The 14,803-nt window shown below is 40.1% G+C and carries 11 protein-coding genes; 5 read left to right on the plus strand and 6 right to left on the minus strand.

The genetic code is table 11. From position 1 onward, the window contains the following. The first annotated feature begins 1,384 nt into the window (after nt 1-1,384). Genes FPK91_RS19430 through cydX form a run of 3 tightly spaced genes read left to right on the plus strand, consistent with a single transcriptional unit; the run spans nt 1,385 to nt 4,235 of the window. Nucleotides 1,385-2,941, plus strand: coding sequence for a cytochrome ubiquinol oxidase subunit I (locus tag FPK91_RS19430; RefSeq protein ID WP_144213532.1), 1,557 nt, complete (start codon nt 1,385-1,387; stop codon nt 2,939-2,941). A gap of 15 nt (nt 2,942-2,956) precedes the next feature. Further along, entirely contained in the window at nt 2,957-4,096 is a 1,140-nt protein-coding gene (cydB, locus tag FPK91_RS19435) for a cytochrome d ubiquinol oxidase subunit II (RefSeq protein ID WP_144213534.1), read from the plus strand. A 13-nt stretch (nt 4,097-4,109) separates the two neighbouring features. Beyond that, nucleotides 4,110-4,235 (plus strand): cytochrome bd-I oxidase subunit CydX, encoded by a 126-nt coding sequence (gene cydX, locus FPK91_RS19440; RefSeq protein ID WP_076540142.1) that lies wholly within the window; start codon nt 4,110-4,112, stop codon nt 4,233-4,235. Nucleotides 4,236-4,370: 135 nt separating this feature from the next. On the opposite strand, the gene FPK91_RS19445 is transcribed toward cydX, so the two are convergent. From FPK91_RS19445 to FPK91_RS19460, 4 genes are all read right to left on the minus strand, one after another. Then, the gene (locus tag FPK91_RS19445) at nt 4,371-4,847 is read right to left on the minus strand and encodes a DM13 domain-containing protein (RefSeq protein WP_144213536.1); all 477 of its coding nucleotides are present in this window, start codon (nt 4,845-4,847) and stop codon (nt 4,371-4,373) included. 328 nt (nt 4,848-5,175) lie between these two features. Continuing rightward, on the minus strand, nt 5,176-7,179 hold the full coding sequence (locus FPK91_RS19450; protein ID WP_144213538.1) for a methyl-accepting chemotaxis protein: 2,004 nt from the start codon (nt 7,177-7,179) through the stop codon (nt 5,176-5,178). 180 nt (nt 7,180-7,359) lie between these two features. Next, nucleotides 7,360-10,434: an efflux RND transporter permease subunit gene (locus FPK91_RS19455; protein ID WP_144213540.1), complete on the minus strand. Its 3,075-nt coding sequence runs from the start codon at nt 10,432-10,434 to the stop codon at nt 7,360-7,362. Further along, nucleotides 10,431-11,558 carry an efflux RND transporter periplasmic adaptor subunit gene (locus FPK91_RS19460; RefSeq protein WP_144213542.1) on the minus strand — a complete coding sequence of 376 codons (1,128 nt, stop codon included), beginning with the start codon at nt 11,556-11,558 and terminating at the stop codon, nt 10,431-10,433. Before FPK91_RS19460 ends, FPK91_RS19455 begins: the two co-directional genes overlap by 4 nt. A gap of 244 nt (nt 11,559-11,802) precedes the next feature. Between FPK91_RS19460 and FPK91_RS19465 the strand changes: the two genes are divergently transcribed. Next, nucleotides 11,803-12,444: a TetR/AcrR family transcriptional regulator gene (locus FPK91_RS19465; protein WP_144213544.1), complete on the plus strand. Its 642-nt coding sequence runs from the start codon at nt 11,803-11,805 to the stop codon at nt 12,442-12,444. Nucleotides 12,445-12,624: 180 nt separating this feature from the next. Continuing rightward, entirely contained in the window at nt 12,625-13,599 is a 975-nt protein-coding gene (locus FPK91_RS19470) for a DUF6268 family outer membrane beta-barrel protein (protein ID WP_227006629.1), read from the plus strand. Nucleotides 13,600-13,686: 87 nt separating this feature from the next. On the opposite strand, the gene FPK91_RS19475 is transcribed toward FPK91_RS19470, so the two are convergent. Continuing rightward, nucleotides 13,687-14,247, minus strand: coding sequence for a chalcone isomerase family protein (locus tag FPK91_RS19475; protein ID WP_144213547.1), 561 nt, complete (start codon nt 14,245-14,247; stop codon nt 13,687-13,689). Between the two features lie 74 nt (nt 14,248-14,321). Further along, nucleotides 14,322-14,801 carry a DUF2947 domain-containing protein gene (locus FPK91_RS19480; RefSeq protein ID WP_144213549.1) on the minus strand — a complete coding sequence of 160 codons (480 nt, stop codon included), beginning with the start codon at nt 14,799-14,801 and terminating at the stop codon, nt 14,322-14,324. Between the last annotated feature and the right edge of the window lie 2 nt (nt 14,802-14,803).

Consider the following 14,803-nt stretch of genomic DNA (forward strand, 5'->3'; position numbering starts at 1 on the left):
AATTTTTAATGACCTGGGTTGTGGCAATCCCTTATCGCCGACGAAAGTGAAATAGCGTCATTGACGTTTTTATAATGCTTAGCAAGAATATGCCGATTGCGACTCGGCGTTAGCCGACAATATGGTCTTAATTAGCGTATAGCGATTTATTACAAACATAAGTTTATTACGAATATAAGCTGGGGAAAGCTGATTGGTGATCAAAAGGACGTGGTAAGACGTATCAAAAATTGACGGTAAATATTTTGCTTCAATCTTTATATCAAAAGCTAATCAGCTAATAAAGAGCTAATAAAAAGATAATAAAAAACCCCTTAGAATAAATCCTAAAGGGCTTGTTATCGCTCTATGTTTCAAGAGCTGTTTTGCGCTAACAAAACATCAAAGGTAAACGTCCAACGAATTTAGCAAGCCAATGCATACTCAATACGTCTTTGGTTTTATTGCTGCTTACATTTCCCTAAGTGATTAGGTCATCATGCCAGCAACAACATATTAGTTTTAGTATGACTTTTGCATTTCAACAAAGATACTTTTGTAGCTGTTGATTACGCGATTAAATAATTTAGTCATTTTTGAATCTCCACTCAGTAATATAAGAAATAATTAGTAGAGTTGGGGATGTAACTCGAAATCCATTCTGTTCAAGTCCAATCGACCTTCTCTCAACACAGGACGAATGATACAGCTGTTCATTTTTTAACTCAAACGAGTAAAATTAATCTTTAGCATTAGTTTAATTAATCTAATTTTATTGAAATAATTTTACTATTAAAGATTTTATCTGTATTTTTTATTTTAAAACAAGGGTTTGTATTATTTTTGCTTTGTTTTTACGGTTAGTATATCTATTGCTTTAAATGTTAAATTTTAGATTTATCGCTTGAGGTAGCATGAATTAGTAAATCGTAGTTTAGAAAGAGATATTTTACAAATATGTAAACAAATCCCTAGCAGAAATATTTTTGGTAGTCAATATGTAAAACAGGGTAGTTTGCACCGATACACAAAACCAATCAAAAGGTGCTTAAAGAAGGTAAGTTTGATTGATTTGAGCCAATTTTAAATGATATAAAATGGGGGTGTGCAACATTAATTATTTGACCTAAGCTATTGTATTTAAGTGATTAATTAGTGAAGTAAACTTTGGTTATTGTGCCTAGCGTCACCTTTGTAGGGTTAGTGTGATACGCATCTCACTAATGCGATGTTAAGGCGAGATAAACTAACAACGAAATTGAGTTATAGTAACGCCCAAATTTAACAATTGTTTAACTTGTTTTTTAAGCGTTACTTTAGATTAATATTTATTTCCTGCAATGGCACTTGTTGTGATTGATGGGAGTCGTCATGACATTTGGATGTACTGAGTAAGGAGTCACCAATGATTATTGAAGAGGTTGTAGAACTGTCTAGGTTTCAGTTCGCGCTTACAGCCATGTACCATTTTCTTTTTGTTCCTTTAACGCTAGGTTTAGCTTTTATTTTGGCTATTATGGAATCGCTTTATGTGATGACTAATAACCAAATTTATAAAGATATGACCAAGTTCTGGGGTAAGTTATTTGGTATTAACTTTGCTTTGGGTGTTACCACCGGTTTAGCAATGGAATTCCAATTCGGGACTAACTGGGCTTATTTCTCACATTATGTGGGTGATATTTTTGGTGCGCCGCTAGCGATTGAAGGCTTAATGGCTTTCTTCTTAGAATCTACTCTAGTGGGTATGTTCTTCTTTGGTTGGGATCGCTTTAGTAAGCGTCAACATTTAGCGGTAACTTGGTTAGTGGCTATTGCTTCTAACATGTCTGCTTTATGGATCCTGATTGCAAACGGTTGGATGCAAAACCCTGTCGGTTCAGTATTTAACTACGAAACAATGCGTATGGAAATGACCAGCTTTGCTGAAGTGGTCTTTAACCCAGTAGCACAGGTTAAATTTGTTCATACTGTAGCATCAGGTTATGTTGCTGGCGCAATGTTCGTACTTGCCATTAGTTCTTACTACATCCTTAAAGGTCGTGACTTACCGTTTGCTCGTCGCTCGTTTGCGATTGCTGCAAGTTTTGGTATGGCGTCAATCTTATCAGTAATCGTGTTAGGCGATGAGTCTGGTTATAAGGTCGGTGAAGTACAACGGGTTAAGTTAGCTGCAATTGAAGCTGAATGGCACACTGAGCCAGCCCCAGCAGCATTTACAGCAGTCGGTTTCCCGAATCAAGAAAAAATGGAAACTGATTTCGCAATTAAAATTCCATTTGCAATGGGTATCATTGCGACGCGTTCATTAGATGAGCAAGTTACAGGGATTATCGATCTTATCGATGAGCATGAAGTGCGTATCCGTAACGGTATGATTGCTTATTCATTCCTTGAGCAGCTTAAAGCGGGTGACGAAAGCCCTGAGCTACGCGCCAACTTTGAAGCGACTAAAGGCGATTTAGGTTATGGCCTATTACTGAAGCGTTACACTGAAAATGTGGTTGATGCGACAGAAGAGCAAATTAAAGCAGCTGCGAAAGACTCAATCCCTAACGTAGCACCAATGTTCTGGTCATTCCGTATCATGGTTGCTGCGGGTATGATTATGTTGTTTGTCTTTGCTGCAGCATTTTGGCAAAGCACGCGCCATAAGATTGAAGAAAAACCATGGGTATTACGTGCAGCATTATACAGCTTGCCATTACCTTGGATTGCAATTGAATGTGGTTGGTTTGTGGCTGAGTATGGTCGTCAACCTTGGACCATTTCAGAAGTGCTACCGACCTTTATGTCGGCTTCAACTTTAACACCAGCTGATCTTTGGTTCAGTATCATTTCAATCACAGTGTTCTACTCAATACTGTTAGTGATTGAACTATTCTTAATGTTTAAGTTTGCTCGTCTTGGCCCATCAAGCCTTAAGACTGGTCGATACCATTTTGAAAATCTAGATGCTTAATCTGAGGAGCTGATTATGTTTGATTATGAAACGTTAAGATTTATCTGGTGGGCTCTGATTGGCGTATTGCTAGTTGGGTTTGCTGTTACTGACGGTTTTGATATGGGTGTGGGTGCGTTATTACCAATCATTGGTAAAGACGACACTGAACGCCGTATTATGATTAACTCGATTGCACCGCATTGGGATGGTAACCAAGTTTGGTTAATTACCGCAGGTGGCGCCTTGTTCGCTGCTTGGCCAATGGTTTATGCTGTGTCTTTCTCGGGCTTTTATGTCGCAATGATGTTGGTGTTATTTGCCTTATTCATGCGTCCAGTTGGTTTTGATTACCGCTCGAAAATTGAAGATCCAAGATGGCGCAAGTCATGGGATTGGGCTCTATTTGTCGGTGGTTTTGTTCCGCCACTCATCATTGGTGTTGCGTTTGGTAACTTACTTCAAGGCGTGCCTTTTGAGTTTGACCAATTTCTACGTGCAACTTACCACGGTGGTCTAATTGGTTTATTAAACCCATTTGGTTTATTAGCCGGCTTAATCGCTGCAATCATGTTCATGATGCAAGGTGCTTCATGGTTACAAATGAAGACCGAAGGTGAGCTACGTGTTCGTGCTGTTAAAGCTGCACAAATTTGTGGTCTGCTAGTCACTGTATTGTTTGCTGCAGCGGGTGTTTGGTTAATGAATGGTATTGACGGTTATGTGATTACATCTGCAATCGATACTGCTGGTGCTTCAAACCCAACAACTAAGACCGTGGCTATTGAAGCTGGTGCTTGGTTAGTTAACTACGATAAGTATCCAATCACTATGTTGTTCCCAGCATTAGGTTTGTTGATGCCTGTTCTAGTGATACTAGCGAGTCAGTTTAACCGTAGTGGTTTTGCATTCTTATTTAGCTCATTAGCGATTACAGGTGTTATTTTGACATGTGGTGCAGCAATGTTCCCATTCGTTATGCCTTCATCGCTTGATCCAAATGTGAGCTTAACTATGTGGGATTCTACTGCGAGTGAAATCACGCTGAATGTAATGACTTGGGCTGCAATAATCTTTGTACCAATAATACTAAGTTATACCGCTTGGACATATTACAAGATGTTTGGTCGCCTTAACCGCGAGTTCATTGAAAAGAACAAAGCATCACTTTATTAATTAAGGAGCCATTATGTGGTATTTCGCTTGGATTTTAGGTGTATTACTCGCCTGTGCTTTTGGCATCATTAATGCGCTTTGGCTTGAAAACACTGAGAATTTAGATCGTATTAACGAGTCTGAAGCTAAAAATAAGTAAGTGTTTTAAGTTGTAAAATATAAAACCCTGCCAACGTGCAGGGTTTTTTATTGGCTGTCATTTATGGTATTAAATTATGGCTTGGTATTAGGGTATTAAATTATGGTTATAAATTGCAGTTATTGAATAGTGTCGTTATTGATAGCGAGCTGAGGTAATAAATTGCCCGAAGCTTTCACACCACACTATGACGGTATTGAATTCTGCTACTTTTACATCGTCAGTGATCGGGACGATAAAATTCTCAAAGGTGTTGATATCACCCACTTGAAGCAGGTTGGTTTTCTCTCGTTTGAAGTCTGCTTCTGTTTCAATAAATGTTTTTGATAAATACAGTTTGAAATCGGGTCCTGGTGATAGATTACCAATAAAGCTAATGTCATTCTGGCTAATAAACACCTGACCCTCTCCCCAATGCAGTAAATCGCTATCCTGTCTTTCAGTTGAAAATGTTGTTTCAAATAAATGCTGTTTTGCGAGAGTTTGAATTGACGCAGTCTCTGGTGATTTGGGCGCCGTCAAAATAGGTAAATAATAGATACCTGCAGCAAAACCGATAGCGAGAACGAGGCTGTGTGATCCTATGAGTGACAATACGACGCTTTTTTTCATGATTATCCCTATCTTGTTATGATGCTCTTGTTATATGGCTCTTGTTATATGGGTCTTGTTATATGGGCCTTGCTATATGGATTTTGTTATAACGGCCTTATTAGTGTGTGGTGGTTAAGTTTAACAGTGAAGAACCGTTTACAAATAGTTGATTATTAACCAAAGTGTAAACTGTTAAATTAAAGGCATAAAAAAGGTACAAGTAATGATTTACTTATACCTTTTAAATTAGTGCTGTTTAAGCTTTATTTTAGTTTTTTATCCCTTTCATTGCCCGTTTGGGCGTCCTTTTTACAGTCCTTTTTAAAGCCCCTTTTAAAGCCCTTGGCTAAACCTTAAAGAAGTTAATCTTGCTTTTAAGCTCACCTGCAATTGTTGTGAGGCCTTTTGCGGCTTCTAGGGTTTCTCCTGCTCGATTTTGGCCTTCATTGGCCAAGGCTGATATCTCATGCAGGTTTCGGGTAACTTCGTCTGCCACTGCGCTCTGCTGCTCTGTAGCGCTAGCAATGCTGCTGGTAAATGTGGCTAGCTCACCAATGCTAGTAGTTATTTGGCTTAGTTGCTCACTACTCTGATTACCTTGGTCTGCAGATTTTGAACCTAATTCGTGGCTGTCAGCCATTTGTTGGGCGGTGACTTTGACCATTGATTGCAACTGTGCAATGGTTTTACTAATTTCAGATATCGAACTTTGAGTGCGCTGAGCAAGGGATCGAACCTCATCCGCTACCACGGCAAAGCCGCGTCCTTGTTCGCCGGCTCTGGCGGCTTCAATGGCGGCATTTAATGCCAGTAGATTGGTTTGATCGGCAATACCGTTTATCACTTCTGTGACTGTGTTTATCGCCTCACTTTCTTTACTGACATTTTCAATGTTGTGCTGACTATCCGTGAGTTGATTGCTTAGGGTTTTGAGTGATTCAACAACAACACTAAGTTGCTGATGACCACTACGTGATGCTTCATCGACTTGCTGGCTTTTAAGTGCGCCTTCACTTGAATGATGGGCTACGTCGCGTATAGATGCTGACATTTCTTCAATTGCGGTGGCAATTTGATTGGTTTGCATCATCAAGGCTTGGGACTCATCACCATTTAAAGTCGCCATCTGTTGTGCTTCAAGCGCTTGTTGTTGCAAGCTTTCAACTGAGTGCAGTAATGAGTCAATTAACTCTTTAAGGTTGTTGGACATATTAGCCGCGCTTAAGGTAATGCGATCAATTTCATTATTACTGTTAGGATTACTGACTTCAAACTCTTGTAATAAATCACCTTCACCTAGTGCCTGTAATTGTTTTTGTAATTTTTGCAATGGAGCAAGGGCTTTTATGAGTAATAACGATAACAGGCTACTAATCAGTATAATGCCAAATATTGCCACACCGATTGTGATATAAAGCAATTCGAGGCTTTCATTGTTTAACTCGGATACTTTGGTTAATCCGATTAAGGTCCAGTTCCACCCTGGGATTGCAATGCTGTTGGTGTAAATGCTGTCTTGTTGGCTGTCTTCAAATTCGCCGCTGAAGTGCTTACCAATAAATTGACTAGGATCGATACCGCCGATTAAATCTGCTGTTACCAGTTTACCGACTTCATAATTAGGGTGTGAAATGATGCGGTTATCTGTATTTCTGACCATCATAAAATAACCCGTTTCTTCAATGGTTAAATGGTTAATGGTTTTTTGTAGTTCAGCTATTGAAGATGAAATATCAAATCCAATATAGAGAATACCAATCACTGCGCCACTATCATTTTTTAATGGGCGATATACGGTCATGTAATCTTTGCCAAATAACTTGGCGTAACCTTCGTAGCTCTCGCCCTTGATCAATGCTTGATAACCAGGGTGTTCTTTACCTAAATAGGTCACCAGTGCTCTTTTACCATCTTGTTTTTTTACCGATGTTGAAATCCGTAAAAAATCATCGCCATCTTTAACAAATAGGGTTGCGGTGCCACCGGTTAAATTAGAGAAACGATCGACTTTACTTTTTGAGGCGTTGATTTGTTCTTTTTCATGGACGAGGGCGGGTGTGGGCTTACTGAAGATCTTAACTGTACGATCAGGTTTATAGAATTCTCCAGGGTACATTGCACGTAAAATATCTGCATTTCGACGGGCAAGGTTTAATAAGCTGACATACTGTAATTCAATCAAGTCGGCATTACTTTGCATTTGCTCGTTCATCGCATCAACGGCTTTAGTTTTAAGCACATTTGATGAGCTGTAATATGACACAGATGAAATAATGCTAAATACGACAATAGAAAGAACGAGAGAGAAATAAGCAATTTGCTTGGTGATAGACCAACTTCGATAATTCATTATATTGCTTCCTTACAAAAGATAATGACAATCTATTAGAATAGCTCACTTTTTGACTTGATTGAGATCATTGTTTTATTATTATTTTACTATTATTTTTCTCTTTAAAAATTAAACACTTCCTAAATAAAAAGCGGCGCATGAATGCGCCGCTTTTATTATTTTAAATAGCGAAAAACACTATGCTGTTAATGGTGACAATACTGCGGTGTTTGCTTTCCTTGTTTTCATTAATAACAGATACATAGTGGGTACCCAAATCAATGAAAGCAGGGTAGTCAATAATGTGCCACCGGCGATAGCAATGGCAAAAGGTGGCCAGAAACCTCCACCTGCAATGATAAGTGGTAAGAAGCCGCCAATGGTGGTGATGGTAGTAGAGCCAATATGTCTGCCACAGCCACTGACAATGTTGATAATGGTATCAAGACTCCCTTGTCTTGCTTCAGGCATATCTTCGAGTTCTGCCAAAATGACAATTGCAGCGTTTATTGCCAGTCCCATCAAACCCAGTAAGCCAATAATTACGGTAAAACCAAACGGATAACCAAAGGCGTAAACAGCTAAAAGGCCAAGACCAGCAGATTGAAATGCGCTTAATAAAATAATAGCGGTTAATCTGAATGAATTAAAAGATAGCACCACGGTTGCCAGTAATAAGGTCACTACCACAACGATGTTAGACAATAGATTGCCTACGGCTTCGTTTCGCTTAGCACTTTCACCGCCGATTTCTAAATGGTAACCCGCAGGCAGCTCAATTTGATTCAATTTATCTTTCACTTCATTGAGTACTTTCCCCGGTAGAACGCCACTGACAATATAAGCTTCAATGGTGTTAACCCGTTCACCATTTCGTCTTGGAATTCCGCCGCGGCTGACATTAATCTCATTTTGAGATATTGCGGACAAAGGAATGATAGCGCCATCAGTAGAGACTAAATTGAGCTCTGATAACCGAGTCGCTTGTTCTCTGGAGGTATCGGCTAAACGCACCCGAACCGGTAAGGATTCTGTTTGCTCCAATATACTGCCACCGATAATTCCGGTGGTGGACATTTCAATTTGTTTAGCAATATCGGTTAGGCTCAAACCACTCATTAAGCTGGCGTCTTCATTGACTTGCATCCACACTTTTGGTGAGCCAGCACTCAGGGTGGCACGAGTATGAATGACATCATTGGTTTGCATTAATAAGCCGCGGGCTTGCTCACCGATATGGTTTAACGTATCAAGTGATGGGCCATATATTCTCAGTTCAACGGGTGCATTGAATGGCGGGCCTTGTTCTAGCTTTCTTACTAAAATTTGTGCTTGTGGGAAGTCTTGATCAAACTCTATTTGCAATGACTTTATCAAACGGTTTGCAGCGTCAAAGTCAGTGACTTTCACCATCGCTTGGGCATAGTTTGCTGCGCCTTGTTGACGTTGAGTGAGGTTGTAGTAAAACGAAGGCGTGTTGCCACCGATGACCCAGGTACTCATTTCAACATCTTCAATCGCACTCAAGCGCTTATCAATTAATGTGACTTGCTGGCGGGTATTTTCTAAACTCACATGGGATGCGAGGTACACTTCAATTTGAAACATATCGCGATCTGATGGCGGGAAAAACTGTTCAGTCATTTTGGTGGAAGCAAAAAAACCAACAAGGGGTAATATACCAATGAGCACGGCGGTGATAAGTGGTCGCTTTAATCCCATACGTAAACTGCTTTGAAAAGCATGGCTAAGACGCGGGAATTCCATGCCTTTTTGATACCAAGCCATCGATTCATTGTCTTGGCTAAAACGTCCTGCTAAGCCCGCAATAATAGTGTGGGAAATTAAGTAAGAACCCAGTAAAGCGAACATCACTGAAATGGCGATACCACCAACAAATTCACCCGCAGCGCCAGGCATTAATACAATTGGGGCGAAGGCTAACATGGTGGTAATGGTTGAACCTGCCAGTGGCAACCACAGGTGATGCAAGGTTCTACTGACTGCTTCGAGTTTACTTAAGCCTTGTTTACGACGCTGTGCAATAGCATCAACAATCACAATGGCGTTATCCACCATAATCCCTAGCGCGACGACTAGACCTGTTACCGACATTTGGTGGATTGGCAGGCCGGTATACTTCATACAGGCAAGGGTAAATAAGGCGGTTAATGGCAGTGACAATGACACTATGACCGCGTTTCTTAAGCCTAAAGTCAGCATCAGTACAAATAGAATGATAATGAAACCTTGGATCAAATTAATGACCAAATCACCTAAACGGACACTGGTATAGCCTTGTTGATCAAACAGCCATTGAACTTCGATATTGGCGGGTAGGTTAGCACTAAAGTCATCAACAACTTTACTGACCTGAGCTTGCCATTTATCCACACGGTTATCTTCCAGCATTCTGGCCGATACCATCACGCCTTCAGCGCCATTAATCAGGGCGATACTGGTGGCGGGAGTTTTAGGTTGGCGACTAATATCAGCAACGTCACCTAGACGAATAATTCGTCCATCAGTGTCGATTTTAAGCGGAACTTGTTTGACACGGGTAATGGAATCAAGCTCACCTGAGACTTCAATTAAGGCTTTAAACGTAGCATTATTGATTTCACCAGCCGATATTTTACTGTCAGCATTAGATAAGATTGCTGCAATACTTGCAGGGGTTAATTTGAGTTGGCTGATTTTATTGCCATCAAGTTTTACTAAGATTTCTTCATCCGGCGTTCCGGCTAAATTGACGAAATCGGTGCCATTTAATATGCGTAATTTACTCTGTAACTCTTTAGCGTAACGCTTTAGTACGTCAATACGCACAGGCGTGTCGCTATTCCATACCAAGCCTAAAATAGCAGTGTTAGCGTAACCAGTTTGGTCATCCAAGATACTGTTTTTGGCAGGTTGGGGCAGTTTGTATTCGCTGTCTGAAATTAAATCTCGCGCTCTTGACCACACTGGTGCAGTGTCCGTTATGGTGTCTTTTAGCTCTAACTGAATCACTGAAATACCCGGTCTAGAGGTAGATTGCACCAGCTTTAATTCTTCTAAGCTGCGTAATTCATTTTCTAACACTTCAGTAACTAATGCTTCGACTCGTTCAGCTGAAGCACCAGGGTATTGGGTCACAACAGAAGCAAAACGGTTGGTAATAGTTGGGTCTTCTGTGCGTGGTAAACTGCTAATGGCGCCAAGCCCTGCCACCAATAACAGTGCAATCATTAAACTGGCGAGTCTGCCATTTTCAACAAACGCCTTAATCATAATGACCTCGCCACAGCTTCAGAGCTGGGATTAACCACTTGACCTACAACCAATTTGTGTAGACCTTGAGTGACGATGACATCGTTATTTTTGATTGCGCCATTGATGAAAGCTTGTTGTTCGTTGGTGTAGATAATATCGATATCGCGGCGTTCAATTTTAGCTAAGCCTTCGGCATTTTTGCTGACAACAAATACATTCCATAAACCCCTCATGCCATCGGTTAATGAAGATATCGGTACCCAGTAGCCTTTTGTATTAACTTGTTGTTGGTATTCAAGGTAAGCAATTTCACCATTAATAATTGAGGTAGTTAAAGCGTCACTGGGTAAAATTATCCGTAATTGAACCGTACGTGTTACAGCATCAATTTCAGCACTAATGCCGGCAATATTGCCTTTAATGCTTGAACGTCCAATGGTAATATCGACTTTTTGATGAGTTGATAATGTCTGAGCCACATCAATTGGCACCCCAATATAAGCTTGTTGCTGGCTGGTACCAATGAGGGTAAATACTGGGCTACCTAAGGCAATCACTTCGCCTAAGTTATGTTGTCGTTTACTGATGGTGCCATCAAAAGGAGCCACAAGAACGGATTTTTCAAGCTTGAGTTCAGTTGCATATAAAGATGCTTGCAGACGTTTTTGATTGGCTTGTAGGCTTGAAACCTGCTGTTGGTTCTCATCAAATTGTTGTTGAGACACATACTGTTTTTTCTTCAGCTCAATTGAACGGTTAAAGTTACTCTGGGCTAAATCTAAATCTGCTTGGGTTTGTTGCAGTGAAGCGGAGAGTTGTTGTTGCTCTGCTTGTAATAGCTGGGTGTTTAAACGGGCAAGTTTTTGGCCTTTAGTGACTTTATCGCCGCTATCGACATAGATATTACTGAGCTTACCAGCAAGTTCAAAGCCTATTCCCGTGGTATCCGCTGAACGGACAATACCGGTATACCTTTGTTGATGCAGATAATGCGGTGTTTCATTAAGAGGCTGTGTTATCACATTGGGTACTGTGATTTTTGCTGATGCAGTGACTTGCTGCTCAGTACAAGCACTTAAAAAGAGCAAGCCAATGATAATTGGCAATATATTAACCGAGCGCAGTGCTGTCACTTTATTCATACTCAACATCCTATTGCTGTCGCAACTTCCTTAATCTCAATTAAATCAATACTTAATCGTACTTAAAATTTGAGTGCATCTAATAATGCAGTGATAATAAACTAGACTGTATAGTCTATTTTGTAATTAGTTTATTTCTATAAAACTAGACTGTCCAGTCTAATTTGTGATTAAATGTGATTGAGTGTTAAGTCACTGTTGCTAAGAAGCGCAAATGTAAGCATAAAAATAAGAAGATTTAATTATGAGCAATGTCCAAGATCCTACACCTTGTGTTCACGGTGCGCCAAAAACGCGCAGTGAACAAAAACGCATGCAAATTTTACATGCGGCAATTGAGCTGTTTTGTGTTCAGGGCTTTCCGAACACCAGTATGGACTTGGTCGCTAAAAAAGCTGAAGTCTCTAAGCAGACGGTTTATTCTCATTTTGGCTCTAAAGACGAGTTATTTGTAGCTGCGATTGAATCTAAATGTGTGGTGCATCAGCTAACTGGCAACTTGTTGGATGATGCTGTAAACGTAGAGCAAACCATTACCATGTTTGCTCAGCAATTTAGTGATTTAATCGTTAGTGAGGAAGTCTTGGCAGTGTTTAAAACTTGTCTTGCTCATGCTGATACTCATCCAGAGTTGTCGAAATTGTATTTCGATGCCGGCCCTAAACACCTGCTAGCTTTGCTGGCTGATTATTTGACGACAGTAAATCAACATGATGAGTTCTATTTTCCTCATCCACACGACAGCGCTGTAAGGTTATGCTTAATGTTATTTGGTGAGCTGAAATTACGCCTAGAACTAGGGCTTGATGTTGCAGATTTACTGCCGCGACGGGCGCAATATATTGAAGAAACTGTGAAGATGTTTTTGTGCGCCCATAAAAAATAAACCATTTAATAAATAAGTGCTGCAGGATGCATAATTACTTTGTTGAACAAGAAATAAATGATGGACTAAGATCTGTAATATACTGAATTTGTGATCCAATTTGATACAATAATAGTATAGACGTTAAGATTTATACCTGATAATTTCTGGCCAATATAATAATGAGAAAGGAAGCTGTAAATGAAATCGAATTCAAGCTTGTTACTTGCGACTGAATCAACAAACTCAGCGCACAATATTTCCCTACAGTCTTCTTGTTTGCTCAATGTGAAAACAATGGCTAAAGCCGCCAAGTTAGCTGCAGTTGCAGGGACATTCCTTGCCAGTTCAGTATCTGCATACGATTACTCTCCATTTAAATTCCATGTATCTCGTACATCAACTGAAGCGGCTCAAATCGATAATACTGATGCCGAGCTGCAACGTGATGTATGGCGCATGAAGCTTTCAGCCATGATGCCGCTTGGTAAAGAATGGTCTATTGGGGCGAACATAGGCTATGACAATTTAGATTATGGCTTTAAAAAAGTGACGACTGGTCTTTTAGACAGCCAAGTGACTCCATGGAGCTCAATTAACAAATACAGCGCGGGCTTATCATTAAGCTATCGCCCTAATGACAACTGGATGTTCTTGATAGCGCCAAAACTGCAATATGCTTACGCTAACACGGCATCATCATCAGATGCGCAAAGTTACGGTGTTGTGGGCTCTGCAATGTACCGTTTCGAGTCTGGTAATATGCTAGGTTTTGGTGTTGCTTACTTAAATGATATTTCAGAAGTAAAAACCGTACCTTACTTAGCTGTTAGATGGAAAATCACCGACAAGCTAACGTTGAGTAACCCATTTCAAGCTGGATTCAGCGGCCCAGCCGGTTTAGAACTCGCTTATGAGCACAATGATAAATGGAACTTTGGTTTAGGAACTTCAAGAAGATCTGAACGTTTCTTAATTTCTGATGCAGAACAAACCATTGAAGTTGAAGAGTGGGTTTCTTTTATTCGCGCAGGTTGGAACATCAGTAAGAAAGTGACAATTAATGCTTATGGCGGCTATTTCTTTGCAGGGGAAATGGAGCTAAGTGAACCTAAAGTGACTGATGAAATTGAAAACCAAGCAGCGATTGGTTTAGCGTTTGATATTAAGTTTTAAAATCAAATGAGTTAAGACTAAAAAAGCGACCATGAGGTCGCTTTTTTAATGTTTGTAATGACATCCGTCGTTAACTAATTATCAATATTACTTAGCAAGCATGTCTTTGCGTAAGCTTTTTTGAGCAGGGTCATCGCCTAACCAAATCTTGATTAAAGCCTGTCTAAACACTTCACCTTCAATGGTGGCTTGTTCTTCATCATTTTTAAAGCTGGTTACACCAGCGCCTTTATGCGTCACAAAAGTGAATTGATCGCCTTTACTGACTTCTTCCGTAAATAGACCCATAAACTCATCTATATTGGCTTGGATTGGCGCAGTATTGTCACCTGTAGCAGCTTCAAACCCTTCAACAATGGCATCTGTCATCTTATCAGAGGTAATCATACCTGAAGTGATATTGAGTCTTATCACTGCAAGAGGTTGAGCCAGCACCTGGTCTAGGTTGGTTGCGGGTTCTGGTACATATAAACTGCCAACATATAAATCCATAAAGAACTTACTGCGAACACCTGCGCCATTTAAGCTGAGTTGTTGCTCTGCAATAGTCAGATCATCAGCCAGTTGAATGCCTGAAACCGTTTTGGCTTGTGCAACTTGAGGTACGATTAACGCGGCTGTTAATGCCACGGTTGAAAATAGTTTCATAGGGAACTCATATTATAATTATGTCGATTTATCGAGGCTAAATAGTCATTTGCTATTTTTCGGTTCAATAAAGATTAAGTGCGCATCCCTAGCTTGTATTGTCCATTTTGCTCAAACATGATTGCTTGTTTCTTCTTAGGTGACATCAAAATTGGACCGTCATCAAAAAACAAAAATGCTTTCCAGTTTTGGGCAAATACCGCCCAAGTCGTTTCGATTATCTGGTACTTTTCATAACAGAAGAAAACTTGGGTATCGTCACTCCAGTCAATAAACTCGGCAATCGGTTCAGGTAAAGTATTATCTTCAGAATCCCATGCTGACTGCCAGTGCTCAGTGATTTTCCAAGCATCTTGCTTAGCAGCCCAGTCACCTTTAGAAAACAATTCAGCACGATTACACTTATTACTAATCCATTGATTCCAAACCGTCATTGCACTTTTGTCCGTTAAGGGTTTGATTAACGCCTTGTCTGCATCATCAACAGGTAAATCTTTATGATTAAAAATCCACTTGCGTTTGTACATATCGAGCGGGATGTAAGTGTGTGCCAAAA

It is taken from the genome of Shewanella donghaensis (assembly GCF_007567505.1).
GTDB lineage: Bacteria > Pseudomonadota > Gammaproteobacteria > Enterobacterales > Shewanellaceae > Shewanella > Shewanella donghaensis.